Here is a 21,989-nt window from a genome sequence, read left to right as displayed (position 1 = left end):
CAAAAGCCCGTAGAAGTATCGACCGCTCATCGCTTTAGGAATGCTGCATGTCCACCCCCACAGTTCGCGAACAATTCCTTGTCATCAGTGCCCTCGGCGCCAACCCCATGGAGCTGACTAACGTCCTGTGCCGCGCCAGCCATGAAAACCGCTGCGCCGTGGTCACCTCTCGCCTGACCCGTCATGGCGAGTGCAGTGCGTTGATCCTCGAGATCTCCGGCAGCTGGGACGCCCTGGCGCGCCTCGAAGGCAGCCTGCCGAGCCTCGCCAAGAAGCACGCCTTCACGGTCAACGTGGTGCGCAGCGCGGCGCTGGAGAACCGTCCTCAGGCCCTGCCGTACGTCGCCTACGTCAGCTCGGCGTACCGCTCGGACATCATCAACGAGCTGTGCCAGTTCTTCATGGACCACAACGTCGAGCTGGAAAACCTGACCTGCGACACGTATCAGGCGCCGCAAACCGGCGGCACCATGCTCAATGCCACGTTTACCGTGACCTTGCCGGCCGGCGTGCAGATCAGCTGGCTGCGCGATCAGTTCCTGGATTTCGCCGACGCGCTGAACCTGGATGCGCTGATCGAACCGTGGCGCCCACAAAACCCAATGTAAGGAAGCTTTCATGGCCGTTGCCATCGACCAACCGGTTGCCGACTTCGAAGCCCCCGCCACCAGCGGGCAGACCGTCAGCCTCGCGAGCCTCAAAGGCAAGCAAGTGGTGATCTACTTCTATCCGAAGGACAGCACGCCGGGTTGCACGACCCAGGGCCAGGGCTTTCGCGATCAGCTGGACGCCTTCAAAGCGGCTAACACTGAAGTCTTCGGCGTGTCGCGTGACAGCCTGAAATCTCACGAGAACTTCAAAGCCAAACAAGCATTCACCTTCGAGCTGATCAGCGACAAGGAAGAAGCGCTGTGCCAGCTGTTTGATGTGATCAAGCTGAAGAAGCTTTATGGCAAGGAATACATGGGTGTTGATCGCAGCACGTTTTTGATCGACAAGGATGGTGTGCTGCGTCAGGAATGGCGTGGCGTGAAGGTGCCGGGGCATGTGGATGCTGTTTTGGCGGCGGCTCAGGCGCTGAACAAGGCCTGATTTATCTGGCGTCCCTTCTGACGCCTTCGCGGGCGAGCCTCGCTCCTACAAATTGCGCCGCGCCAAATCCAGCGACTGACGCAAACCTGTAGGAGCGAGGCTTGCCCGCGAAGAGGCCCTCATGACTGACCGTTAAAGCAGCGGCGCCACCACCGGCTCCTTGCGCGGCCAGGCATCCAGCACTGCCTTGAACAAGGTCGCCAGGGGGATCGCAAAGAATACCCCCCAGAACCCCCACAACCCGCCAAACAACAGAACCGCGCAAATGATCGCCACCGGGTGCAGGTTGACCGCTTCCGAAAACAGCAGCGGCACCAGCACGTTGCCGTCCAGCACCTGGATGATTCCGTAAACCGCCATCAAATAGATGAACTGATCGCTCCAGCCCCACTGGAACAACGCAATCAGCAGTACCGGCACCGTCACCACTACCGCGCCGACGTATGGCACCACCACCGACACACCCACCAACAACGCCAGCAGCGCCGCGTAGTTGAGCCCCAGCACGACAAACCCGATGTAGGTCGCGCCACCGCAGATGAAGATTTCGATGACCTTGCCGCGAATGTAGTTGGCGATCTGCCTGTTCATCTCGTGGGCGACACGGGTGATCAACGCGCGCTCGCGGGGCAGGTAACCGCGTACCCATTGGCCGATCATCTCGCGGTCCTTGAGGAAGAAGAACACCAGGATCGGCACCAACACCAGGTAGATCATGATGTTCACCAGCAGCGGCAGACTCGACAGCGAAAAGGTCAGCGCCCATTGACCGAACTTGCCGATTTCGCCCCGTGCCACTTCGATGGCCTGCAACACCTGTTCGTCAGACACCAGGTGCGGGTAGCGCTCAGGTAGCAGCAACAACAGCGATTGCCACTTGGCGAGCATGCCCGGCAGTTCATTGAACAGCGTGATCAGCTGATGCCAGAGCAACGGCACCACGATCACGATGAACACCAGCAAAACCCCCATGAACAACGCAAACACCAGCCCCACGGCCACCCCGCCCGGCATGCGCAAGCGTTCGAGGGTTACCACTAGCCCTTGCATCAGATACGCCAGCACCATACCGGCGAGCACCGGCGCGAGCATGCCGCCCAGCGTCAGGACGGCGGTAAACGCCAGAAACAGCAAAACCGCGAGCACCACGGCTTCTTCGTCGGAAAAATAGCGCTGAATCCAGTCGCGTAACACCTTGAACATCAATAATCCCTTAGAAACGAATGCAGCCGGTTTCAGGCTTTTTTCAACCAGTAGCGGTAGACGCCCGCTTCATCTTCTTCACGAAGCAGCGTATGACCGGCCAATCGGGCAAAGGTGCGGAAGTCACGCTGCGAACCCGCATCGGTGGCGATCACCTTGAGCACCGCGCCGCTGGCCATGCGATTGAGTTCCAGCTTGGCTTTGAGCAACGGCAACGGGCAATTCAGACCGCTGGCGTCCAGTTCGGCGTCGTGGGTTACAGCGTCAGGCATTGCGTCACTCCGGGTCAGGTGGTCGAGTGGCTTAGAATATCTGGTCCGAAGCGTACTGTCCGGCTACAGTAAGGTCTTTGTCGACTAAGGCTTTGTGCATGACTTTTTTGCGCCCTACCCTGCTGACGCTCGCTTGCCTGCTCGCCTCACCGGGCTTCGCCGACGACCTGCCGTCACTCGGCGACGCCAGTTCTGCCATTGTCTCGCCACAACAGGAATACCAGTTGGGCCGCGCCTGGCTGGCGCTGCTGCGTAGTCAGGTTTCCCAACTCAATGACCCGCAGCTCAAGGACTACGTTGAATCCAGCGTCTACCGTCTGGTGGAGACCAGCCAGGTCAACGACCGGCGTCTGGAGTTCATCCTGATCAACAGTCCGCAACTCAACGCCTTTGCGGCACCGGGCGGGATTGTCGGGGTCAACGGTGGTTTGTTCCTCAATGCCCAGACCGAGGGCGAATACGCTTCGGTACTCGCTCACGAACTGGCTCACTTGTCGCAGCGCCACTTCGCCCGTGGCGTTGAAGCGCAACAGCGTATGCAGGTGCCGATGATGGCCGCGCTGCTGGCCGGGATCGTGATTGCCGCTGCAGGTGCCGGCGATGCCGGGATCGCGGCCATTGCGGGCACACAGGCGGCGGCGATTCAGGAACAGCGACGCTTTTCGCGCCAGAACGAACAGGAGGCCGACCGCATCGGCATCCTCAACCTTGAAAAAGCCGGTTACGATCCACGCTCGATGCCAACCATGTTCGAGCGGCTGGCTCGCCAATACCGTTTTGACGCCAAGCCGCCAGAATTCCTGCTGACTCACCCGGTAACCGAATCGCGGATCGCCGACACCCGCAACCGCGCCGAACAGGCCAAACCGGGTGGTATTGAAGACACCATGCGTTATCAGCTGATTCGTGCGCGAGTCCAGCTGATCTACGAGGAAACTCCTGGTTTGGGAGCCAAACGCTTTCGTGCCCAGCTGGATGAAAACCCGAAAAACGACGTTGCGCGTTATGGCCTGGCGATCGCCCAGATCAAGGGTGGTCAGCTGAACGAAGCACGGGAAAACCTCAAGTTGCTGCTGGCCAAATCGCCGAACGAGATCATCTACAACCTGGCGCAGATCGATCTGGACATCACCAACAATCGCCTGCCGGATGCTCAGACTCGGGTCGACCGGATGCTGACCCAGTATCCGGGCAACTATCCGTTGAATCAGGTGCGCGTCGATTTATTGCTCAAACAGAACCGTGCGCCCGAAGCGGAAAAAGCACTGGAAGCCCTGCTCAAGAGCCGCCCGGATGATCCGGATGTCTGGTACATGGTGGCTGAAACCCGTGGCCTGTCAGGCAATATCATCGGCCTGCATCAGGCCCGCGCCGAGTACTTTGCGCTGGTCGGCGATTACCGCCAGGCCATCCAGCAACTGGACTTCGCCAAGCGCAAGGCCGGTACCAACTTCCCGCTGTCTTCGCGCATCGATGCCCGGCAACGGGAGCTGATGGAACAGGAGCGCATGATCAAGGACCTGATGGGCTGACCTGCTTTTCAAACAAAATGACAGGCACAAAAAAACCGCCTCTTTCGAGGCGGTTTTTTTATTCAGCCGACAACCGGTTTATTCAGCCAGTTTGAAGGTGATGAAGCTGGCGCGATTTTGACGCAGAACCCGCATCGACACCGAGCGGTTCTTCGGCAGCGCCTTGGCGATATCGGTGAACTCCTTGGTGGAACCAATCGCCTGATTGTTCAGGTGAGTGATGATGTCGCCTGGCTGCAAGCCGATCATGGAAGCAGGTCCGTCCTGAACTTCCTTGATGACCACACCACCTTTGAGGTCGTAGGTTTTCTTCTGCTCGTCGGTGAGCTCGGCCACGGAAACACCCAGGCGATTGCTGCTGCGCTCAGTGCTGGATTTCGGCAATGCGTCCAGCTCTTTGCCTTCTTCCGGGATAGCGCCGACCGTCAGCTCGACATTCTTGCGCTTGCCTTCACGGATCACTTCCAGGTTGGCTTTCGAGCCAGCTTTCAGTGCGCCCACCAGGTGCGGCAGATCGGCGGACATGACGATTGGTTGATCGTTCATGCTCAGGATCACGTCGCCCACTTGCAGACCACCCTTGGCAGCCGGGCCATCGTCCTGGATCTGAGCCACCAGCGCACCGGCCGGTTTCTCAAGACCGAACGACTCGGCCAGATCCTTGTTCACTTCCTGAATGACGACGCCCAACCAGCCACGGCTGACCTTGCCGCCGCTTTTCAGCTGATTGGAAACGTCCATGGCCACGTCGATAGGGATCGCGAACGACACGCCCATGAAGCCGCCGGATCGGGTGTAGATCTGCGAGTTGATCCCCACCACTTCACCCGCCAGGTTGAACAGCGGACCACCGGAGTTACCCGGGTTGATCGGCACGTCGGTCTGGATGAATGGCACATAGTTTTCGTTCGGCAGGCTGCGACCGACGGCGCTGACAATACCTTGAGTGACGGTATGGTCGAAACCGAACGGCGAGCCGATGGCGACAACCCACTGGCCGGCCTTCAGGTCCTGGGATTTGCCAAGTTTGAGAACTGGCAAATCCTTGCCTTCGATTTTCAGCAAGGCCACGTCAGAACGTGGATCGGTGCCGACCAGCTTGGCTTTCAGCTCACTGCGGTCCGCCAGGCGAACGAGAATCTCGTCGGCATCGGCGATCACATGATTGTTGGTGAGGATGTAGCCGTCAGACGAAATGATGAAACCCGAACCCAGCGATTGGGCTTCGCGCTGACGATCACCGCGAGGTGAACGCGGCTGCGGCATGCCGCGCTCGAAGAACTCGCGCAACATCGGCGGCAAGCCTTCGAGGTCGGGCATCTGCTCGCTCACTTTGCGATCCGGCAGTTTCTGCGTGGTGCTGATGTTCACCACAGCAGGCGAGGCCTGTTCGACCAGTTGCGTAAAGTCAGGCAACTCGACTGCTTGAGCAGCGACGGCCTGACTGAGCACCAGTACAGTGGCAAAAATGGAGAGGTAAGACTTCAAGCGTGGTATCGACATACGGCTCCCGTTACGACGAGCATGGTTAAGCGATATGGAGCAAGGAACACCGGGAACGATACGCCGGTATTTTTGTTCCGGGAACAACAAACAAGGCCAGAGCCGAGGGGCTCTGACCTATAAAAAATTTTGGGGATATTTGCAAATTGAAATGCTCACCAAACATTTCGGTATCAGCTCACTACTGGGTTGCAGTGGCATCGGTGCGCATGGACAGCGCGATCCGTTCAGCGGTACCTACCGGGATTTCACCGACCACGGTAACCATCATGTCGCCTTGAGGCGTGGTCAGGCGTCGGGATACAGCAACGGTCGGCCCGAGCTGAGTGCGAGTATCGGTGACGGTTGCGCCATTCAGTGGTTCAAGGAACACCGAGAAACGGGCCAGACCATCGTCATACATCAGACTGTTGACCTGGGTTTTGGTCTCTGGATCCTTGCGCGAGGTGCTGCTGGTCAGCTCGAAGCCTGCAGGTAACCAGTCCGAATGCCACGTCTGGGCGACCTTGACCGCTGAAGCCTTGTCGCTGTCGAGAGCGATGGCCTTGCAATCACTGCCCGGCTGCAGATCGGTGTCGGAAGGTACACCCGAGGTATCCAGCTGCGTGAACTGGAAGCGCTCCAACAACTGCCCTTTATCACTCAGGAGCAGCGACTTGAGCGGCAAACCGGTTTCTTTATCCAGATGCAGTTCAAAACCGTAACGGTGCTGATCGCGAGGCGTCAGGGAAACGATTACCGCGGCACGCCCGGCCACACGCGACTTGCCGATGACGGCAAGGTCGTACCAATTCTTGAGCTTCTGTGGATCGAGTGCACGGGCAGTGGAATTGGGGGAGCCCCCAAGTCCTGCAATCAGAATGCCGCTGACGCATTGAGTATGCCCATCAATGCGCACGACTTCCTGAGCAGAGCCATCGAGCTGGAGTAAACGCTCGCTGACCTTGCCATCCTGGACGCGGTGCCAGATGTTGTGGGTAGAAAAACTACCGTTTCGCTCGTAGACAAAAGTACCGTGAAAGCTTTGCTGTTGCTCGGCCTGACCAAGACGGGTCAACCAGTCCTGGGCTTCATCGGCGTGGGCTGGAACAATGAACCAGCCACCGAGCAGAAGCGAAAGTAGAGGTATGGCGCGCATGATCCTCCTTAACGGTTTTCCAGGCTTGCTGCACGAGCATAAGGCAGAGCGCTCTCAGTACCTTTCAGTGCAGCCTGTTGAGCATGTTGGCGCAAGTAGCCTGGCAAACGCTGATCGTGCCAGCCCGGCTGACCTTGCAAAACGCCGTTGGCCATAGGACCAGTAGCTTCCGAACTCTCATTATAGCCTGCCAATACTGCTGGACCCTTGACCTGAGGAACGGCCAGACCCGGTTGACTGGATTGCTGCGCCAGTTCTACGCCAGCGATCTCGTCCTGGTTGTACAGACGAACACCCGCCAGAACGGCGACGGTGACCGAAGCTGCGACTGCCAGACGACCCAGGCTGCGCCATGGACCACGGGAAGCTTTTGCCGGTACGGCTTCGTCAGCCAGCGCAGCGGAAACTGCCGCGGCGATATCCAGACGTGGAAGCAGCAGATCCTTGTGCATCACTGCCCGAGCGATCTGATAACGAGCCCATGTATCACGGGTTTCAACATCGTCAAAGGCATTCAATACCCGACGCAATTCCAATTCGTCCGCTTCGTTATCCATCACTGCGGACAGCGATTCCTGCAGGGCTTCACGACTCATGGCGTTCCTCTCTTGGCTGTCGCCGCTGTCTCAGTTTTCCTGCAACAACGGCTGCAGGGCTTTATCGATGGCCTCCCGAGCGCGGAAAATCCGGGAGCGCACGGTACCCACCGGACATTGCATGACGCTCGCAATGTCCTCGTAACTCAGACCATCGAATTCACGTAAAGTTAAAGCCGTACGCAAATCTTCTGGCAGTTGCTGAATGGTTCGATGGACGGTGCCTTCGATCTCATCCCGCAGCAATGCACGTTCTGGCGACTCGAGATCCTTGAGGCCATGATCGCCATCGTAGAACTCTGCATCCTCGGAACTGACATCGCTATCCGGCGGCCGGCGGCCGCGTGAAACCAGATAATTTTTCGCCGTGTTGATGGCGATGCGGTAAAGCCACGTATAAAACGCGCTGTCTCCGCGAAAATTTCCAAGCGCACGGTATGCCTTGATAAAGGCTTCCTGTGCTACATCCTGGGCTTCATGGGTGTCGTGCACGAAACGCACGATCAACCCGAGAATTTTGTGCTGGTATTTCAGCACTAGCAGATCGAAAGCTCGCTTGTCGCCGCGTTGAACGCGTTCGACGAGCTGCTGATCCTCTTCCTGGGTTAGCATGAACTCTCCTCGATAAGCTCGGAGGAAGCTTGCATAACTAAACGACCAGACTTGCAAACATAGACTCGGGCTTTTCGCAAAAGTTCTCCCCCTCCAAGCAAGTTTCCTGCGGGCTCTGATTGGCACGCACGAAAAGCGCAGCTCGAGCTAACCCGGCTGCGCGAATAATCTTGTCATCGGATTCGACTGCAAGGATCGAACCGCAATCCCGCACTGAAGCCGACACTGTCCCTTGATTCAGGCAACGGTCTATTGATCTTGGGCCTTTGGCAAAAGTTCCAAATATTTATAGCTGTGCCAGACCGACATTGTGCAACCCTGAACGGAAAAAGACTGTTAAATCCACGATACAGTCGCCTTGTCGCCGAACGGATCAAAAAACCATCCGACGAAGCGTCAGGTCTTTTCTGTCACTGTAGTTTCACAATGCCATGTCAGCCCGGCTATTGTGCCGCTCCCCCCCTCTATATACTAGTGGGCTGTTTGGCCGCCGTGACTCTCCGTTCCAGGAGTCTGGCGCCAACCCCGACCCGGGTCGCTTTGAGCGGAATCCTGAAATGAGCCAACAGTTTCAACACGATGTTCTGGTCATTGGCAGCGGTGCAGCCGGTTTGAGTCTTGCGCTGACCTTGCCCGATCATTTGCGTATCGCCGTACTGAGCAAAGGCGACCTCGCCAATGGCTCGACATTCTGGGCCCAGGGTGGTGTCGCTGCCGTTCTGGACGACACCGATACCGTTGAGTCCCACGTCGATGACACCCTCAACGCTGGCGGCGGCCTGTGCCACGAAGACGCTGTGCGCTTTACAGTCGAGCACAGCAAAGAGGCCATTCAATGGCTGATCGATCAGGGCGTGCCCTTTACCCGCGATGAGCAGTCCGGCACCGAAGACGGCGGGTTCGAGTTCCATCTGACCCGCGAAGGCGGCCACAGCCATCGGCGCATCATTCACGCCGCCGACGCAACGGGCGCAGCGATTTTCAGAACCCTGCTCGACAAAGCCAGACAACGACCCAACATCGAACTGCTGGAACAGCGCGTCGCGATCGATCTGATCACCGAAAAACGCCTTGGCCTTGAAGGCGATCGCTGCCTCGGCGCTTACGTCCTCAATCGCGGCACAGGCGAAGTCGACACCTATGGCGCACGCTTCGTAATCCTTGCGTCTGGCGGTGCCGCCAAGGTCTACCTCTATACCAGCAACCCCGACGGCGCCTGCGGTGACGGCATCGCCATGGCCTGGCGTTCGGGCTGCCGAGTGGCGAACCTGGAGTTCAACCAGTTCCACCCGACCTGCCTGTATCACCCGCAGGCCAAAAGCTTCCTGATCACCGAAGCTTTGCGTGGTGAAGGCGCACACCTGAAACTGCCCAACGGCGAACGTTTCATGCAGCGTTTCGACCCGCGCGCCGAGCTTGCGCCACGGGACATCGTCGCCCGGGCGATCGACCATGAGATGAAGCGGCTCGGTATCGACTGCGTCTACCTGGACATCAGTCACAAGCCAGAAGCCTTCATCAAGACGCACTTCCCGACGGTGTACGAGCGTTGCCTCGAGTTTTCCATCGACATCACCAAGCAACCGATCCCGGTGGTTCCCGCGGCGCACTACACCTGCGGCGGCGTGATGGTCGATCAGCAAGGTCGCACCGACGTGCCGGGGCTGTATGCAATTGGCGAAACCAGTTTCACAGGCTTGCACGGCGCCAACCGCATGGCCAGCAACTCGCTGCTGGAATGCTTCGTTTACGCGCGCTCGGCAGCTGCAGACATTCTTGAACAGTTGCCACAGGTTTCGATTCCCGTCGCCCTGCCCGTCTGGGACGCCAGCCAGGTCACCGATTCGGATGAAGACGTGATCATTGCGCACAACTGGGATGAACTGCGGCGGTTCATGTGGGACTACGTCGGCATCGTGCGCACCAACAAGCGCCTGCAACGGGCGCAGCACCGCGTGCAGTTGTTGCTGGATGAAATCGACGAGTTCTACAGCAACTACAAGGTCAGCCGGGATTTGATCGAACTGCGTAACCTGGCCCAGGTCGCCGAACTGATGATTCTGTCAGCCATGGAGCGCAAGGAAAGTCGCGGCCTGCATTACACCCTCGACTACCCGAACATGCTGCCGGTTGCGCTGGACACTATTCTGGTGCCGCCCACCTACGCCGACTGAACGTGAGTCGAACCCGCAGGCGTCGGTGCAGATCCGCCGCCTGCGAATCCCGTGGCACGCAGATCGATCGAATCCGCCGATCGCCCCGCAAACGAAAACGCAACACCACGACCAACGGCAACGCCAGGCTGTCCCGCCGTAGTTGAACAGCCTGCCAACCGGCCGCCTGATTCCACAACTGCCAGCCATCTGCATCGCGACGCAAGCCGCGAAACGCCTGCGGGTGTGTGAGCAAAATCTGTCGCGGCAACGCCCAAATGCCATGCATCAGGCAGCAGCAGGCGCCGAGCAAACTGGCCCAGACCGGTATGGAAAGAAAAAACAACGAACCCAGCGCGAACAGCTGAGCCAACAGATACGCCGCCAGCAACTGCCGCGAGGCATGCCAGCGGCATTCGAACCCATTACTTGGGCTGGACACGATCCAGGATCATGCGAACCATGCGCTGAAGCTCCGGATCTTCCGATTCGGCGCGTTCCATGAACCAGCCGAACATGTCCTGATCTTCGCACTCGAGCAGCTTGCGGTAGCAATCGCGGTCGACATCATTGAGGTGCGGGTAGACCTCTTTCACGAACGGCACCAGCAACACGTCAAGTTCAAGCATGCCGCGGCGGCTGTGCCAGTAGAGGCGATTCAGTTCTACATCTTCGACCATGGAGCGCTCCTCAAATAGGCGGCAAGTATACAGCCCCCGACACCATCGAACAGTCGGCTTTGGTCGGGCACTGCCGACCTTTTGTGAACTACCCATTTCATGGGCGCCCCCTTATGATGTCCTCCAGACTCTTCTTCTCTGCGATGACCCATGGCCGACTCTGCTTTTTTCTGCACCCTGTCTCACGAAGGCGTTCTCGCGGTCCGCGGCGCGGATGCCGGTAAATTTCTGCAAGGCCAACTGACCTGCAACCTCAATTACCTGAGCGACACCCAGGCCAGCCTCGGCGCGCGCTGTACCCAGAAAGGCCGGATGCAATCGAGTTTCCGCATCCTGCTGCAAGGTGACGGCGTGCTCATGGCCATGGCCAGCGAGCTGCTGGAACCGCAACTGGCGGATCTGAAAAAGTACGCGGTGTTCTCCAAATCCAAGCTGACTGATGAAAGCGCCGCGTGGGTCCGCTTTGGCGTCGACCATGGTGATGCTGCCCTGATCAGTCTGGGCCTTGAACTGCCGGCAGACACCGACAGCGTTGCGCGCAATGACGGGCTGATCGCCATCCGCGTTTCGCCGGACCGTGCAGAGCTCTGGGTTACCGCCGATCAGGCCGATGTCATCAAAGGCCGGTTATCCGCCCTGTTGGCCGAAGGCGATCTCAACGAGTGGCTGCTGGGCCAGATCCGCGCAGGGATCGGTCAGGTCATGCCGAGCACCCGCGAGCTGTTCATTCCGCAGATGCTCAACCTGCAAGCCATCGGTGGCGTGAGTTTCAAAAAGGGTTGCTATACCGGCCAGGAAATCGTCGCGCGGATGCAGTACCTGGGCAAACTCAAGCGTCGCTTGTATCGCCTGAAGCTGGACGCCAGTGATCTGCCTGAGCCCGGCACTCAACTGTTCTCTCCGACCCACGGCAGTTCCATCGGCGAAGTGGTGATCGCCGCACACACCGGACAACACATTGAACTGCTGGCCGTGCTGCAAGCCGAAGCAGCCGAAGGCGGTGATGTCCATCTGGGCGCACTCGAAGGGCCAGCCCTGCACCTGCTCGACCTGCCTTATGAACTGGATCGCGATCGCGAAATCCAGCGTTAACGGCAGCAATTGTCGCAACACCTAGAGAAAAGAAATGAGTGAGCTGGCGGATAAGGTCCAACAGGATTTGGTTGAGGCCATCGATAACGATGACCTGGTTCTGCCAACATTGCCGGAAGTGGCCCTGCAGATTCGCAAGGCCGCTGAAGACCCGGAAATCAGTGTCAGCACCCTGAGTAAAGTGATCGGCCGTGACACCGCGTTGTCGGCGCGCCTGATCAAAGTGGTCAACAGCCCACTTCTTCGCGCGACCCAGGAAGTCACTGACTTGCACACGGCCATTACGCGCCTGGGCGTCAACTACAGCAGCAACCTGGCCATTGGCCTGGTCATGGAGCAGATTTTCCACGCGCGTTCCGACGTGGTGGAAAAGAAAATGCGCGATGTCTGGCGCAAAAGCCTGGAAATCGCCGGCGTCAGTTACGCGCTGTGCCGCAGTTACACGCAACTCAAACCTGATCAGGCGGCTCTCGGCGGGCTGGTGCATCAGATTGGTGTACTGCCGATCCTGACCTACGCCGAAGACCATTACGAGCTGCTGTCGGACCCGGTCAGCCTGAACCATGTGATCGACCAGATTCACCCGTTGCTGGGCGATAAACTGCTGCGGGTCTGGGAGTTTCCGGAAATGCTGGTGCAATTGCCGGGGCTGTATCTGGACTTCAAGCGTGAGTCCGAGCGCGTCGACTATGTGGATCTGGTGCAGGTGGCCAGTTTGTATTGCCACAAGGACACCGACCATCCCATCGCCCGTATCGACGCGATCAGTGTGCCAGCCTTCAGGAAGCTCGGGATCGATCCGGAAAACGAGGCGATGTGCAGGGAGCTGGAAGAGTCGCGGTCGATGTTCTATTAAAAGAAAAAGCTTCGCGGGCAAGCCTCGCTCCTACAGGATCAGTGATGACCTGTAGGAGCGAGGCTTGCCCGCGAAGAGGCCAGTACAGACACCATCACTCTCCCGCGATAAAACTCACCCGCACCTTCAACCCGGCCTGTTCACCATCGTGCAGGCTGATCTGTGCCAAATGCGCGCGGCAAATCTCGCCGACAATCGCCAGCCCCAACCCCGAGCCGGCGATTTGCTGGTTGCGTCGATAGAAGCGTTCGAACACCCGGTCGCGTTCTTCAAGAGGAATCCCCGGCCCATCATCTTCGACTTCCAGCACTGCCGGCGCCGAAACCCGCAGGATCACATTACCACCGGAAGGCGTATGGGCCAGCGCGTTATCCACGAGATTGCTCAATAGCTCGCTCAACAGCGTCGGCTCACCGCGCAGCCATACCGGCTCGTCCGCCTCCAGCGCCAGCGCCACGCCGCGGGCATGGGCCAGCGGCGCCATGGCCATGCCGAGTTCGCGGGCCAACTGACTCAAGTCCAACAACTGCGCGCCGCCCTCGGCGATCGCCCGGGCACCGTTTTCAACCCGCGCCAACGAGAGCAATTGATTGGCCAGATGGGTCAAGCGGTCCGTGCCCTGGGCCGCCGTTTCCAATGTGTTGCGCCAGGTCTCCGGTTCGGTCGAACGCAGGCCCAGCTCAAGCCGGGCCTTGAGCGCCGCCAGTGGCGTACGCAGTTCATGGGCGGCATCGGCGATGAATTGCGCCTGTCGCTCGAACTGCCCGCGCAGGCGCTCGGTAAAGTGATTGAGCGCGCGCACCAGCGGCCACAATTCGTGCTGCACTTCCACCAACGGCAGCGGCCGCAGGTCATCGGACTGCCGCTCTTCCACCGCCGTGCGCAAGCGCTCCAATGGACGCAACGCCGCACTGACCGCAAACCACACCATCAGCAATGCCCCGACCGCCAGCATGCCCAGCCGCAGCAACGTGTCTGCTGCCAGGCTACGAGCCATGCTGACGCGAGCTTCATCGGTCTCCGCCACGCGAATTTCCGCCATGCCGTTCATGTTCGGCTCGCTCACGGGTTTGAGCAGGCTCACCACCCGCACGTTCTGCCCCTGATACGTCGCGTTGTAGAAACGTGCGAGCGCCGGATAGTCATCGGTGCGCGGCGTGCCCGGCGGTGGTGGCGGCAGGTTTTCGTAACCGGAGATCAACTTCTGATTGATGTCGTTGACCAGATAGAAAATCCGCCCGGCGCTGTCGTAGGCAAAGGTATCGAGGGCCACGTAGGGCACGTCGGCGCTCAGGCTGCCATCGCGCTGGGACACCCCGGCGGCAATGGTTCGTGCCGAGGCCAGCAAGGTCCGGTCGTACGCGGTGTCAGCAGCCTCGCGCCCGTTCCAGTACGCGCTCAAACCACTGGCCAGCATCAACACCACCAACAACAGCGCGAGGTTCCACAGCAACCGCCAGCGCAGGCTGCTGGGCTTATGCATCACGGCTTTCCAGCAAGTAGCCGAGACCACGGAAGGTCACGATGGCAACCGGTTGGCCGTCGAGCTTCTTGCGCAAGCGGTGGACGTAGATTTCGATGGCGTCGGGGCTGGCTTCTTCGTCCAGACCGAACACCTGGGCAGCCAGTTGCTCCTTGCTCATCACCCGACCAGGACGGGCGATCAGGGCTTCGAGCACCGCTTGTTCGCGAGAGGTCAGGGTCAGCAATTCTTCGCCGAGTGTGAAGCGCCGGGTGTCCAGATCGTAAGCCAGCACGCCGCAGGTCTGCTGGCGTTCGCCGCCGAGCACACTGCGGCGCAGCAAGGCTTTGACCCGGGCTTCGAGTTCGGTCAGTTCGAAAGGCTTGGCCAGGTAATCGTCAGCGCCAAGGTTCAGGCCATGGACCCGGTCCTTGACGTCGCTGCGCGCCGTCAGCATCAGTACCGGCAGGTTCTTGCCCCTGGCCCTCAGGCGCGCCAGCACTTCGAAACCATCCATGCGCGGCAGGCCGACGTCGAGGATCGCCATGGCGTATTCCTCACTGCTCAACGCCAGGTCGGCGGCCACACCGTCATGCAGCACATCCACGGTCAGCCCGGTGCTCTTGAGCGCCTGGGCGACACTGTCGGCGAGTTGCAGATGGTCTTCGACGAGCAGAACACGCATGGATCTTTACCTCATTCAGGGATGTTCGACGCCATTCTTTGGCGCGGAGTTTACAGCCGCATCCGCCGCTGTGAAGCCCGAAAACCGTGAAAGTCCGCTGAAAGGTTAGTGAAAGGTTCGACCGTTAGAGTCGGCCCATGGATGGTTCCGACTGCAAGCCACCGATCTGCTTTGAAATGTAGCTCCCGAAAAACGCCTCGATGCGTTTTCGCCAATAAGAACAATAACGAGGTACTTCGCCATGCTGTCCACACAGCTCCAGATTTGCCCGCCCCACCCCTTTTCTCGCTCCCCATCGTATACGCTCGTCAGCGCTGTTGCTGGCTGCGCAACGCGAAACCGCCGCATCTGAAACATCCCCAAAAACAATAACTCCCGTGGAGACAACAATGAATCGATCACTGCGCCGTTTCGCCCTCGCCGCCAGCTGCATGCTGTTTGCCGGCCAACTGATGGCCGAGCCGAAACGCCCGGAATGCATCGCCCCGGCCTCACCTGGCGGCGGTTTCGACCTGACCTGCAAACTGGCGCAGAGCGCGCTGGTCAACGAAAAGCTGCTGACCAAACCGATGCGCGTGACCTACATGCCCGGCGGTGTCGGCGCGGTGGCGTACAACGCGGTGGTCGCTCAACGTCCGGCGGATGCCGGCACGCTCGTAGCGTGGTCCAGCGGTTCGTTGCTGAACCTGGCCCAGGGCAAGTTCGGTCGCTTCGATGAAACCAACGTGCGCTGGCTGGCCGCCGTCGGCACCAGCTACGGCGCCATCGCGGTGAAAAGCGATTCACCTTACAAGAATCTCGACGACCTCGTTCAGGCCCTGAAGAAAGATCCGAGCAAAGTGGTGATCGGTTCCGGCGGCACCGTCGGCAGCCAGGACTGGATGCAAACCGCGCTGATCGCCAAGGCCGCCGGAATCAACCCGCGCGACCTGCGTTACGTCGCCCTCGAAGGCGGCGGTGAAATCGCCACCGCCCTGCTCGGCGGTCATATCCAGGTCGGCAGCACCGACATCTCCGACTCCATGCCGCACATCCAGAGCGGCGACATGCGCCTGCTGGCGGTGTTCTCCGAGAAACGCCTGGACGAGCCGGAAATGAAAGACATTCCGACCGCCAAAGAACAAGGCTACGACATCGTCTGGCCAGTGGTTCGCGGCTTCTACCTCGGGCCAAAAGTCAGCGATGAAGACTACGCCTGGTGGAAAGACTCCTTTGACAAACTGCTGGCGTCACCTGAATTCGCCAAGCTGCGCGATCAGCGTGAACTGTTCCCGTTCGCCATGACCGGCCCGGAGCTGGACACCTACGTGAAGAAGCAGGTCGCGGACTACAAAGTGCTGGCCAAAGAGTTCGGCCTGATTCAGTGATCGCCTCTGTCTAGCGGCTGCGGCCCCCGTTCTGCGGGGCCGCGGCACAGGAGTTCCCTATGCTCTTACAACGCATTTTTGCTTCGGTGCTGTTGCTGGCCTGTGTCAGCCTGGTGCTGATGGCCTTGCCCTACCAGGCGCCTTTTTCCTACGAACCGATCGGACCACGGGCCTTTCCCCTGTTGATGTTGGGCCTGATGGGCCTGGGACTGGTTTACATGGTGTATCGCCCTTCGCCGATCAAACACACCGATGAAGATCCGCCGATGGATCGCGAAACCCTGACCAAGATTAGCCTCTGCGTATTGCTGCTTCTGGTCTTCGCCGGGTTGTTCGAACCTCTGGGATTCATCCTCAGCAGCATGCTGATCGGTATACCGATGGCGCGCCTTTACGGCGGACGCTGGTTGCCGGGCGCGGTGATCATCAGCCTGATGAGTATCGGTCTGTACCTGCTGTTCGACAAAGTCATGGACGTGCCACTGCCTCTGGGCCTGCTCGACGTTCTGGAGAACTGATATGGATACGCTTGGTTACTTGAGTCATGGCTTCGGCGTCGCGTTGACCCCTTACAACCTGGTCACCGCACTCAGCGGCACGCTGATCGGCACCGTCGTCGGCCTGCTGCCCGGCCTCGGTCCGATCAACGGCGTGGCGTTGCTGATCCCGATCGCGTTCGCCCTCGGCCTGCCGCCGGAATCAGCGTTGATCCTGCTGGCCGCGGTATACCTGGGTTGCGAGTACGGCGGCCGGATCAGTTCGATTCTGCTGAACATTCCGGGCGAAGCGTCCACCGTCATGACCACCCTCGACGGCTATCCGATGGCCCGACAAGGCATGGCGGGTGTTGCGCTGTCACTCTCGGCGTGGAGTTCGTTCATCGGTGCCTTTATTGCGACCTGCGGGATGGTGGTGTTCGCACCGATCCTGGCGAAATGGGCGATTGCCTTCGGTCCGGCGGAATATTTCGTACTGATGGTGTTTGCGATTGTCTGTCTCGGCGGCATGGCCGGCGACCGACCACTGAAGACTTTCATCGCTGCGTTGATCGGCCTGTTCCTGTCGACCGTCGGCATCGACGCCAACAGTGGTGTCTACCGTTTCACCGGCGACAACATCCACCTCACCGACGGCATTCAGTTCGTGGTGCTGGTGCTGGGCCTGTTCTCCATCAGCGAAATCCTGTTGCTGCTGGAAAAAACCCACCGGGGTCAGGAGGCGTTCCAGGCCACCGGCCGCATGATGTTCAACTTCAAGGAAGCCGCTTCGGTGTTCTGGGTGAACATGCGTTGCGGTGTACTCGGGTTCATCATGGGCGTGCTGCCCGGTGCCGGCGCGACACTTGCCAGCGCCGTTGCCTACATGACCGAGAAACGTATCGCCGGCCCAAGTGGAAAATTCGGACAGGGCGACAAACGTGGCCTGGCCGCGCCGGAAACCGCCATCGGTGCTGAAGCCTGCGGCGCGCTGGTGCCGATGTTGACGCTCGGCGTTCCCGGTTCGGGCACCACGGCGGTGATGATCGGTGCCTTGTCGCTGTACAACATCACGCCAGGCCCGCTGCTGTTTCAACAGCAACCGGACATCGTCTGGGGCCTGATCGCTTCGTTGTTTGTCGCCAACATCATGCTGGTGATCCTCAACATTCCGATGATCCGCATCTTCACCCGCATCCTCGCCGTGCCGAACTGGGCGCTGGTGCCGATGATCGCGATCATTACCGCCATCGGCGTATTCGCGGTGCATGCCACCACCTTCGATCTGTTCCTGATGATCGGCATCGGCATCTTCGGCTACATTCTGCGCAAGCTGGATTTCCCGTTGTCGCCTGTTCTGCTGGGCTTCATTCTCGGAGGTTTGATGGAACAGAATCTGCGCCGGGCACTGTCGATCTCCAACGGTTCGCTGGAGATTCTCTGGTCGAGCGGGATCACCATGGGTGTCTGGGCGTTGATTGCTGTGATGCTGCTGGTGCCGATCCTGCGAATCTGGCGCAAACGTTCGGTCGCTCGTCGCGTTGTCGCCGATGTCTGATCGAACACCGTTCAAAGCCTGGTGGGGTACGCCGCTGGTCGGCGCGCTGGGCGGTTACCTGGCCAGCCTGGTCGGCTGGCCGCTGCCGTGGATGGTCGGCTCGTTGCTGGCGATCATCCTGGTGCGCTGCCTGACGCCCTGGCAACTGGCGGAAATCCCCGGTGGCCGCAAGTGCGGCCAGTGGGTGGTCGGCATCGGCATCGGCCTGCACTTCACCCCGGTGGTGATGGAGCAGGTGCTGAGTCACTTCGGTCTGATTTTCTTCGGTGCGTTGGTCACCAGCCTCTCGGCCATCGTCGGGGTCTGGTTGATGCGGCGCACCGGTGAGGATCGCGCCACGGCGTTCTTCTCCAGCATGCCCGGCGGCTCCGGGGAGATGGTCAACCTCGGCGCACGCAATGGCGCGGTGCTCAGTCGCGTAGCGGCCGGGCAAAGTCTTCGGGTGCTGGTGGTGGTGCTGTGTGTGCCGGCCGCCTTCAAGTATTTGCTGGGTGACGGTGCGCCTATCGCTCATCCGACGGCCGTCAACTGGTGGTGGCTGGCCCTTCTATTCCCGGCGGGCGCGTTGGCAGCCTGGCTTTGGGAACGTCTTCGTCAACCCAATCCGTGGCTGTTCGGCCCGTTGCTGGTGAGTGCAGCGGTGAGCATTGGCTGGGATTTGCATATTGGCTTGCCCCATGGGGGCAGCCAGATTGGCCAATGGCTGATCGGCAGCGGCCTGGGCTGTCACTTCAATCGGCAGTTTTTCCGGCGGGCGCCTTCGTTTATGGGGCGGACCTTGATCGGAACGGTGCTGACGATGTTGATCGCCACCGCGGCAGCGCTCGGGTTGAGTGCGCTGACACATCTGGATTTGCGTTCGCTGACCCTGGGCATGATGCCCGGCGGGATCGCGGAGATGAGCCTGACGGCGGAGACCTTGCAATTGTCGGTGCCGTTGGTGACGGCGATGCAGGTGATGCGGTTGTTGTTTGTGTTGTTTCTGGCGGAGCCGTTGTTCAAGTATTGGAATCGGGTGCCGGAGCAGCCCTGACACTATCCACTGTGGCGAGGGAGCTTGCTCCCGTTGGGCTGCGAAGCATCCCCAAAACATGCAAGCTGGTTCTTTCTGATTTACCACATGCACCCGGTTTACGACTGCTACGCAGCCGAGCGGGAGCAAGCTCCCTCGCCACAAAAGCCCTGTGTCGTGCCTAAACCGGCGGCAACCGCCACTCGATCGGCGTCTCGCCATTCTGCTCAAGAAACTTGTTGGTCCGACTGAAGTGCCCGCAGCCGAGGAAACCGCGATAAGCGGACAGCGGCGACGGATGCACCGACGTCAGCACCAGATGCTTGGTCGCATCGATCAGTTTCTGCTTGCTCTGGGCATGCGCGCCCCACAGCATGAACACCAGATGCGGTTGCTGTTGGCTGACCACTTCAATGATCCGATCGGTAAAAAACTGCCAGCCCTTGTCCTTGTGCGCATTGGCGTTGGCGCGCTCAACGGTCATGGTGGTATTGAGCATCAACACGCCCTGCTCGGCCCAGCTCTGCAGGTAGCCGTGATTGGGGATGTCGATGTTCAAGTCGCGCTTCAGCTCTTTATAGATGTTCACCAGCGACGGCGGCGCCGGCACGCCCGGTTGCACCGAGAAGCACAAGCCATGGGCCTGGCCCGGGCCGTGATACGGGTCCTGACCGAGTATCACCACTTTGACCTTGTCCAGCGGCGTCGAATTAAGCGCGTTGAAAATCATCGGTCCCGGAGGATAGATTTCCTTGCCCGCCGCGCGCTCCTGTTGCAGGAAATTGCGCAACTCTGCCATGTAAGGCTGGTCGAACTCAGCACGCAGTGCCTCCTTCCAGCTCGGTTCGAGTTTGATACGGTCGTCAGCAGTCATGGTTACATCCGGCAAAAACAATGGGGCGAACCCTAGGAAAGCCCATCACGCTTGTCAATTGATCTGACGCAGAACCGGCACTTTCCTGCATTGCGATCATACTGAACGCTCAAATTCCCGATCGAGGTCACGATGAATCTGCACTTCGAAGAACTCACCGGCACCGACGGCGCTCGCATCGGCGTTGCCAGCCTGGATGCCGAAAAGTCCCTGAACGCCCTGTCCTTCCCGATGATCAACGCCCTGCGCGATCAATTGGACGCCTGGGCCAAGGAGCCGCAAATCGTCTGCGTATTGTTACGCGGCAAAGGTGCCAAGGCCTTTTGCGCCGGCGGCGAAGTCCGCAGCCTGGTGGAAGCCTGTCGCGCGCATCCGGGTGAAGTACCGCCGCTGGCCGCGCATTTCTTCGCGGCGGAATACAGACTGGACTTCAGCCTGCACACCTACCCGAAACCACTGATCTGCTGGGGCCACGGTTATGTGCTGGGGGGTGGCATGGGCCTGCTGCAAGGCGCAAGCATCCGCATCGTCACGCCAAGCAGCCGATTGGCGATGCCGGAAATCAGCATTGGTTTGTACCCGGATGTCGGCGCCAGTTGGTTTCTGTCGCGCCTGCCCGGCAAGCTCGGTCTGTTCCTCGGCCTGACCGGCGCGCACATGAACGGCCGGGATGCGATCGACCTGGACCTGGCCGACCGCTTTCTGCTCGATGAACAGCAAGAACAGCTGATCGAAGGTTTGCTGCAGTTGAACTGGCAGGAACAGACACCGATGCAGCTCAACAGTCTGCTCAAGGCCTTGCAGCAGGAAGCGCTCGCGCAAATGCCCGAAGCCCAGTGGCTGCCGCGTCGTCAGCAGATCGATGAACTGCTGGACGTCAGTGACGTGCAATGCGCCTGGAAGGCTATCAGCCAACAGCGCGATAGCACCGACCTGCTACTCAGCCGTGCTGCGCGGACAATGAGTGAAGGTTCGCCGCTGACCGCTCATCTGGTGTGGGAGCAGATCATCCGCGCCCGACACTTGTCGCTGGCGCAGGTATTTCAGATGGAATACACCTTGAGCCTCAACTGCTGCCGCCATCCGGAGTTCAGCGAAGGCGTGCGGGCGCGGTTGATCGACAAGGATCAGAAACCGCACTGGCATTGGCCAGACATCAACAATGTGCCGGATGCGGTGGTGGAGGCGCATTTTCACAAGGTTTGGGAAGGGCGGCATCCACTGGCGGATTTGTAAGGTCACAAAACGAAATGTGGGAGCGGGCCTGCTCGCGAAAGCGGTTTGTCATCCATCAATGATGTGACTGACAGTGCTTTCGCGAGCAGGCTCGCTCCCACAGGTATTGCAGTTAACTCATGTTACCGGTGCCCGCCACGCCCATCATGGCCGCCCCGTCCGCCCCGGTTATCGCGTCCGCCATGGCCACCGCGATTATCGTTGTTCCAATTGCCACGGTTACGTCCATCCCAACCGCCCCGGCCATTGCCGTCCCAGCCGCGACTCTGATGAGCCCGGTAGTCGCCTCGCTGCGACGGCTGGTAATAACGCGGTGCCGGTTGATAAACCCGCGGCTGGTAGTAATACCGCGGTGTTGGCTGATAGTAGCGTGCCGGTGGTGAGTAGTACCGGCGTGGCGACGTGTAGTAACCACCATCGGAGTAGTAAGGTCCGCCCCCGGAGTAATACGGCGCTGGGGACGTGTACACCTCGGAACTGTAGTAGCTGCCTCCTCCATCGGCATAGGGCACGCACGCAACAACAGACAAACCCAACACGGCAATCAGAAGAATTCGGCGGAGCTGTTTTCGACAGAGCATGGCGGCCTC

General features: G+C 59.7%; 23 protein-coding genes. 11 read left to right on the top strand and 12 right to left on the bottom strand.

The features are described from left to right. The first annotated feature begins 47 nt into the window (after positions 1-47). Together KJF94_RS03785 and KJF94_RS03780 are read left to right on the top strand one after the other, a co-directional pair. A complete protein-coding gene (locus tag KJF94_RS03785; RefSeq protein ID WP_008034925.1) occupies positions 48-608 on the top strand; it encodes a glycine cleavage system transcriptional repressor in 561 nt (186 codons plus the stop codon). A 10-nt stretch (positions 609-618) separates the two neighbouring features. Next, the gene (locus KJF94_RS03780; RefSeq protein ID WP_028621874.1) at positions 619-1,092 is read left to right on the top strand and encodes a peroxiredoxin; all 474 of its coding nucleotides are present in this window, start codon (positions 619-621) and stop codon (positions 1,090-1,092) included. Between the two features lie 132 nt (positions 1,093-1,224). On the opposite strand, the gene KJF94_RS03775 is transcribed toward KJF94_RS03780, so the two are convergent. Together KJF94_RS03775 and KJF94_RS03770 are read right to left on the bottom strand one after the other, a co-directional pair. Further along, the gene (locus KJF94_RS03775; protein WP_017336972.1) at positions 1,225-2,295 is read right to left on the bottom strand and encodes an AI-2E family transporter; all 1,071 of its coding nucleotides are present in this window, start codon (positions 2,293-2,295) and stop codon (positions 1,225-1,227) included. 32 nt (positions 2,296-2,327) lie between these two features. Continuing rightward, a complete protein-coding gene (locus KJF94_RS03770) occupies positions 2,328-2,567 on the bottom strand; it encodes a sulfurtransferase TusA family protein (protein ID WP_375379863.1) in 240 nt (79 codons plus the stop codon). A gap of 98 nt (positions 2,568-2,665) precedes the next feature. Here KJF94_RS03770 and KJF94_RS03765 point away from each other — a divergent pair, with 98 nt between their 5' ends. Beyond that, positions 2,666-4,099, top strand: a complete 1,434-nt coding sequence (locus KJF94_RS03765) for a M48 family metalloprotease (RefSeq protein ID WP_214381281.1) — start codon at positions 2,666-2,668, stop codon at positions 4,097-4,099. Between the two features lie 78 nt (positions 4,100-4,177). Here KJF94_RS03765 and KJF94_RS03760 read toward each other — a convergent pair whose 3' ends face one another. From KJF94_RS03760 to rpoE, 4 genes are all read right to left on the bottom strand, one after another. Next, complete coding sequence (locus KJF94_RS03760) at positions 4,178-5,602, bottom strand: DegQ family serine endoprotease (protein WP_214381280.1); 1,425 nt, start codon at positions 5,600-5,602, stop codon at positions 4,178-4,180. A 181-nt stretch (positions 5,603-5,783) separates the two neighbouring features. Next, entirely contained in the window at positions 5,784-6,740 is a 957-nt protein-coding gene (locus KJF94_RS03755) for a MucB/RseB C-terminal domain-containing protein (protein ID WP_214381279.1), read from the bottom strand. An 8-nt stretch (positions 6,741-6,748) separates the two neighbouring features. Then, entirely contained in the window at positions 6,749-7,336 is a 588-nt protein-coding gene (locus KJF94_RS03750; RefSeq protein ID WP_214381278.1) for a sigma-E factor negative regulatory protein, read from the bottom strand. Positions 7,337-7,366: 30 nt separating this feature from the next. Further along, positions 7,367-7,948, bottom strand: coding sequence for an RNA polymerase sigma factor RpoE/AlgU (gene rpoE / locus KJF94_RS03745; protein ID WP_003172477.1), 582 nt, complete (start codon positions 7,946-7,948; stop codon positions 7,367-7,369). A gap of 557 nt (positions 7,949-8,505) precedes the next feature. Here rpoE and nadB point away from each other — a divergent pair. Continuing rightward, the gene (nadB, locus tag KJF94_RS03740; protein WP_214381276.1) at positions 8,506-10,122 is read left to right on the top strand and encodes an L-aspartate oxidase; all 1,617 of its coding nucleotides are present in this window, start codon (positions 8,506-8,508) and stop codon (positions 10,120-10,122) included. Here the strand turns inward: nadB and KJF94_RS03735 are convergent. Both KJF94_RS03735 and KJF94_RS03730 read right to left on the bottom strand, forming a co-directional pair. Next, positions 10,091-10,543 (bottom strand): protein YgfX, encoded by a 453-nt coding sequence (locus KJF94_RS03735; RefSeq protein WP_214381274.1) that lies wholly within the window; start codon positions 10,541-10,543, stop codon positions 10,091-10,093. The two genes, nadB and KJF94_RS03735, sit on opposite strands and share 32 nt — an antisense overlap. Further along, entirely contained in the window at positions 10,527-10,781 is a 255-nt protein-coding gene (locus KJF94_RS03730; RefSeq protein WP_007944081.1) for an FAD assembly factor SdhE, read from the bottom strand. The genes KJF94_RS03735 and KJF94_RS03730 overlap by 17 nt, the downstream gene beginning before the upstream one ends. A 150-nt stretch (positions 10,782-10,931) precedes the next feature. Between KJF94_RS03730 and ygfZ the strand changes: the two genes are divergently transcribed. Further along, entirely contained in the window at positions 10,932-11,873 is a 942-nt protein-coding gene (gene ygfZ, locus KJF94_RS03725; RefSeq protein WP_214381272.1) for a CAF17-like 4Fe-4S cluster assembly/insertion protein YgfZ, read from the top strand. Between the two features lie 34 nt (positions 11,874-11,907). Further along, positions 11,908-12,729, top strand: coding sequence for an HDOD domain-containing protein (locus tag KJF94_RS03720; protein ID WP_214381271.1), 822 nt, complete (start codon positions 11,908-11,910; stop codon positions 12,727-12,729). Positions 12,730-12,823: 94 nt separating this feature from the next. On the opposite strand, the gene KJF94_RS03715 is transcribed toward KJF94_RS03720, so the two are convergent. Together KJF94_RS03715 and KJF94_RS03710 are read right to left on the bottom strand one after the other, a co-directional pair. Then, positions 12,824-14,212, bottom strand: coding sequence for a sensor histidine kinase (locus KJF94_RS03715; protein WP_214381269.1), 1,389 nt, complete (start codon positions 14,210-14,212; stop codon positions 12,824-12,826). Continuing rightward, the gene (locus tag KJF94_RS03710) at positions 14,205-14,876 is read right to left on the bottom strand and encodes a response regulator (protein ID WP_084322654.1); all 672 of its coding nucleotides are present in this window, start codon (positions 14,874-14,876) and stop codon (positions 14,205-14,207) included. Before KJF94_RS03710 ends, KJF94_RS03715 begins: the two co-directional genes overlap by 8 nt. 389 nt (positions 14,877-15,265) lie before the next feature. Between KJF94_RS03710 and KJF94_RS03705 the strand changes: the two genes are divergently transcribed. The 4 genes from KJF94_RS03705 to KJF94_RS03690 are packed head-to-tail and all read left to right on the top strand — an operon-like array spanning position 15,266 to position 19,310. Next, a complete protein-coding gene (locus KJF94_RS03705; RefSeq protein ID WP_084322653.1) occupies positions 15,266-16,243 on the top strand; it encodes a Bug family tripartite tricarboxylate transporter substrate binding protein in 978 nt (325 codons plus the stop codon). A 59-nt stretch (positions 16,244-16,302) separates the two neighbouring features. Further along, a complete protein-coding gene (locus KJF94_RS03700) occupies positions 16,303-16,761 on the top strand; it encodes a tripartite tricarboxylate transporter TctB family protein (protein ID WP_214381268.1) in 459 nt (152 codons plus the stop codon). 1 nt (position 16,762) lies between these two features. Further along, complete coding sequence (locus KJF94_RS03695) at positions 16,763-18,277, top strand: tripartite tricarboxylate transporter permease (protein ID WP_214381267.1); 1,515 nt, start codon at positions 16,763-16,765, stop codon at positions 18,275-18,277. Next, positions 18,270-19,310 (top strand): AbrB family transcriptional regulator, encoded by a 1,041-nt coding sequence (locus KJF94_RS03690; protein WP_214381266.1) that lies wholly within the window; start codon positions 18,270-18,272, stop codon positions 19,308-19,310. Before KJF94_RS03695 ends, KJF94_RS03690 begins: the two co-directional genes overlap by 8 nt. 160 nt (positions 19,311-19,470) lie before the next feature. Here the strand turns inward: KJF94_RS03690 and ung are convergent, their stop codons facing one another. Further along, positions 19,471-20,163: a uracil-DNA glycosylase gene (gene ung / locus KJF94_RS03685; protein WP_128608595.1), complete on the bottom strand. Its 693-nt coding sequence runs from the start codon at positions 20,161-20,163 to the stop codon at positions 19,471-19,473. A gap of 132 nt (positions 20,164-20,295) precedes the next feature. Between ung and KJF94_RS03680 the strand changes: the two genes are divergently transcribed. Beyond that, positions 20,296-21,399: an enoyl-CoA hydratase/isomerase family protein gene (locus KJF94_RS03680; protein WP_214381265.1), complete on the top strand. Its 1,104-nt coding sequence runs from the start codon at positions 20,296-20,298 to the stop codon at positions 21,397-21,399. A gap of 122 nt (positions 21,400-21,521) precedes the next feature. Here the strand turns inward: KJF94_RS03680 and KJF94_RS03675 are convergent, their stop codons facing one another. Next, positions 21,522-21,980, bottom strand: coding sequence for a hypothetical protein (locus KJF94_RS03675; protein ID WP_214381264.1), 459 nt, complete (start codon positions 21,978-21,980; stop codon positions 21,522-21,524). Positions 21,981-21,989: the final 9 nt, after the last annotated feature.

Source organism: Pseudomonas hormoni (assembly GCF_018502625.1).
GTDB lineage: Bacteria > Pseudomonadota > Gammaproteobacteria > Pseudomonadales > Pseudomonadaceae > Aquipseudomonas > Aquipseudomonas hormoni.
The sequence above is the reverse complement of the archived record's forward strand: the minus strand, read 5'-3'. Positions and strand labels throughout refer to the sequence as shown.

What these genes read in the sequence shown, in the direction of transcription:
- KJF94_RS03785 (WP_008034925.1), top strand. Translation starts at nt 48, where the DNA reads ATGTCCACCCCCACAGTTCGCGAACAATTCCTTGTCATCAGTGCCCTC.
- KJF94_RS03780 (WP_028621874.1), top strand. Translation starts at nt 619, where the DNA reads ATGGCCGTTGCCATCGACCAACCGGTTGCCGACTTCGAAGCCCCCGCC.
- KJF94_RS03775 (WP_017336972.1), bottom strand. Translation starts at nt 2,295, where the DNA reads ATGTTCAAGGTGTTACGCGACTGGATTCAGCGCTATTTTTCCGACGAA.
- KJF94_RS03770 (WP_375379863.1), bottom strand. Translation starts at nt 2,567, where the DNA reads ATGCCTGACGCTGTAACCCACGACGCCGAACTGGACGCCAGCGGTCTG.
- KJF94_RS03765 (WP_214381281.1), top strand. Translation starts at nt 2,666, where the DNA reads ATGACTTTTTTGCGCCCTACCCTGCTGACGCTCGCTTGCCTGCTCGCC.
- KJF94_RS03760 (WP_214381280.1), bottom strand. Translation starts at nt 5,602, where the DNA reads ATGTCGATACCACGCTTGAAGTCTTACCTCTCCATTTTTGCCACTGTA.
- KJF94_RS03755 (WP_214381279.1), bottom strand. Translation starts at nt 6,740, where the DNA reads ATGCGCGCCATACCTCTACTTTCGCTTCTGCTCGGTGGCTGGTTCATT.
- KJF94_RS03750 (WP_214381278.1), bottom strand. Translation starts at nt 7,336, where the DNA reads ATGAGTCGTGAAGCCCTGCAGGAATCGCTGTCCGCAGTGATGGATAAC.
- rpoE (WP_003172477.1), bottom strand. Translation starts at nt 7,948, where the DNA reads ATGCTAACCCAGGAAGAGGATCAGCAGCTCGTCGAACGCGTTCAACGC.
- nadB (WP_214381276.1), top strand. Translation starts at nt 8,506, where the DNA reads ATGAGCCAACAGTTTCAACACGATGTTCTGGTCATTGGCAGCGGTGCA.
- KJF94_RS03730 (WP_007944081.1), bottom strand. Translation starts at nt 10,781, where the DNA reads ATGGTCGAAGATGTAGAACTGAATCGCCTCTACTGGCACAGCCGCCGC.
- ygfZ (WP_214381272.1), top strand. Translation starts at nt 10,932, where the DNA reads ATGGCCGACTCTGCTTTTTTCTGCACCCTGTCTCACGAAGGCGTTCTC.
- KJF94_RS03720 (WP_214381271.1), top strand. Translation starts at nt 11,908, where the DNA reads ATGAGTGAGCTGGCGGATAAGGTCCAACAGGATTTGGTTGAGGCCATC.
- KJF94_RS03715 (WP_214381269.1), bottom strand. Translation starts at nt 14,212, where the DNA reads ATGCATAAGCCCAGCAGCCTGCGCTGGCGGTTGCTGTGGAACCTCGCG.
- KJF94_RS03710 (WP_084322654.1), bottom strand. Translation starts at nt 14,876, where the DNA reads ATGCGTGTTCTGCTCGTCGAAGACCATCTGCAACTCGCCGACAGTGTC.
- KJF94_RS03705 (WP_084322653.1), top strand. Translation starts at nt 15,266, where the DNA reads ATGAATCGATCACTGCGCCGTTTCGCCCTCGCCGCCAGCTGCATGCTG.
- KJF94_RS03700 (WP_214381268.1), top strand. Translation starts at nt 16,303, where the DNA reads ATGCTCTTACAACGCATTTTTGCTTCGGTGCTGTTGCTGGCCTGTGTC.
- KJF94_RS03695 (WP_214381267.1), top strand. Translation starts at nt 16,763, where the DNA reads ATGGATACGCTTGGTTACTTGAGTCATGGCTTCGGCGTCGCGTTGACC.
- KJF94_RS03690 (WP_214381266.1), top strand. Translation starts at nt 18,270, where the DNA reads ATGTCTGATCGAACACCGTTCAAAGCCTGGTGGGGTACGCCGCTGGTC.
- ung (WP_128608595.1), bottom strand. Translation starts at nt 20,163, where the DNA reads ATGACTGCTGACGACCGTATCAAACTCGAACCGAGCTGGAAGGAGGCA.
- KJF94_RS03680 (WP_214381265.1), top strand. Translation starts at nt 20,296, where the DNA reads ATGAATCTGCACTTCGAAGAACTCACCGGCACCGACGGCGCTCGCATC.
- KJF94_RS03675 (WP_214381264.1), bottom strand. Translation starts at nt 21,980, where the DNA reads ATGCTCTGTCGAAAACAGCTCCGCCGAATTCTTCTGATTGCCGTGTTG.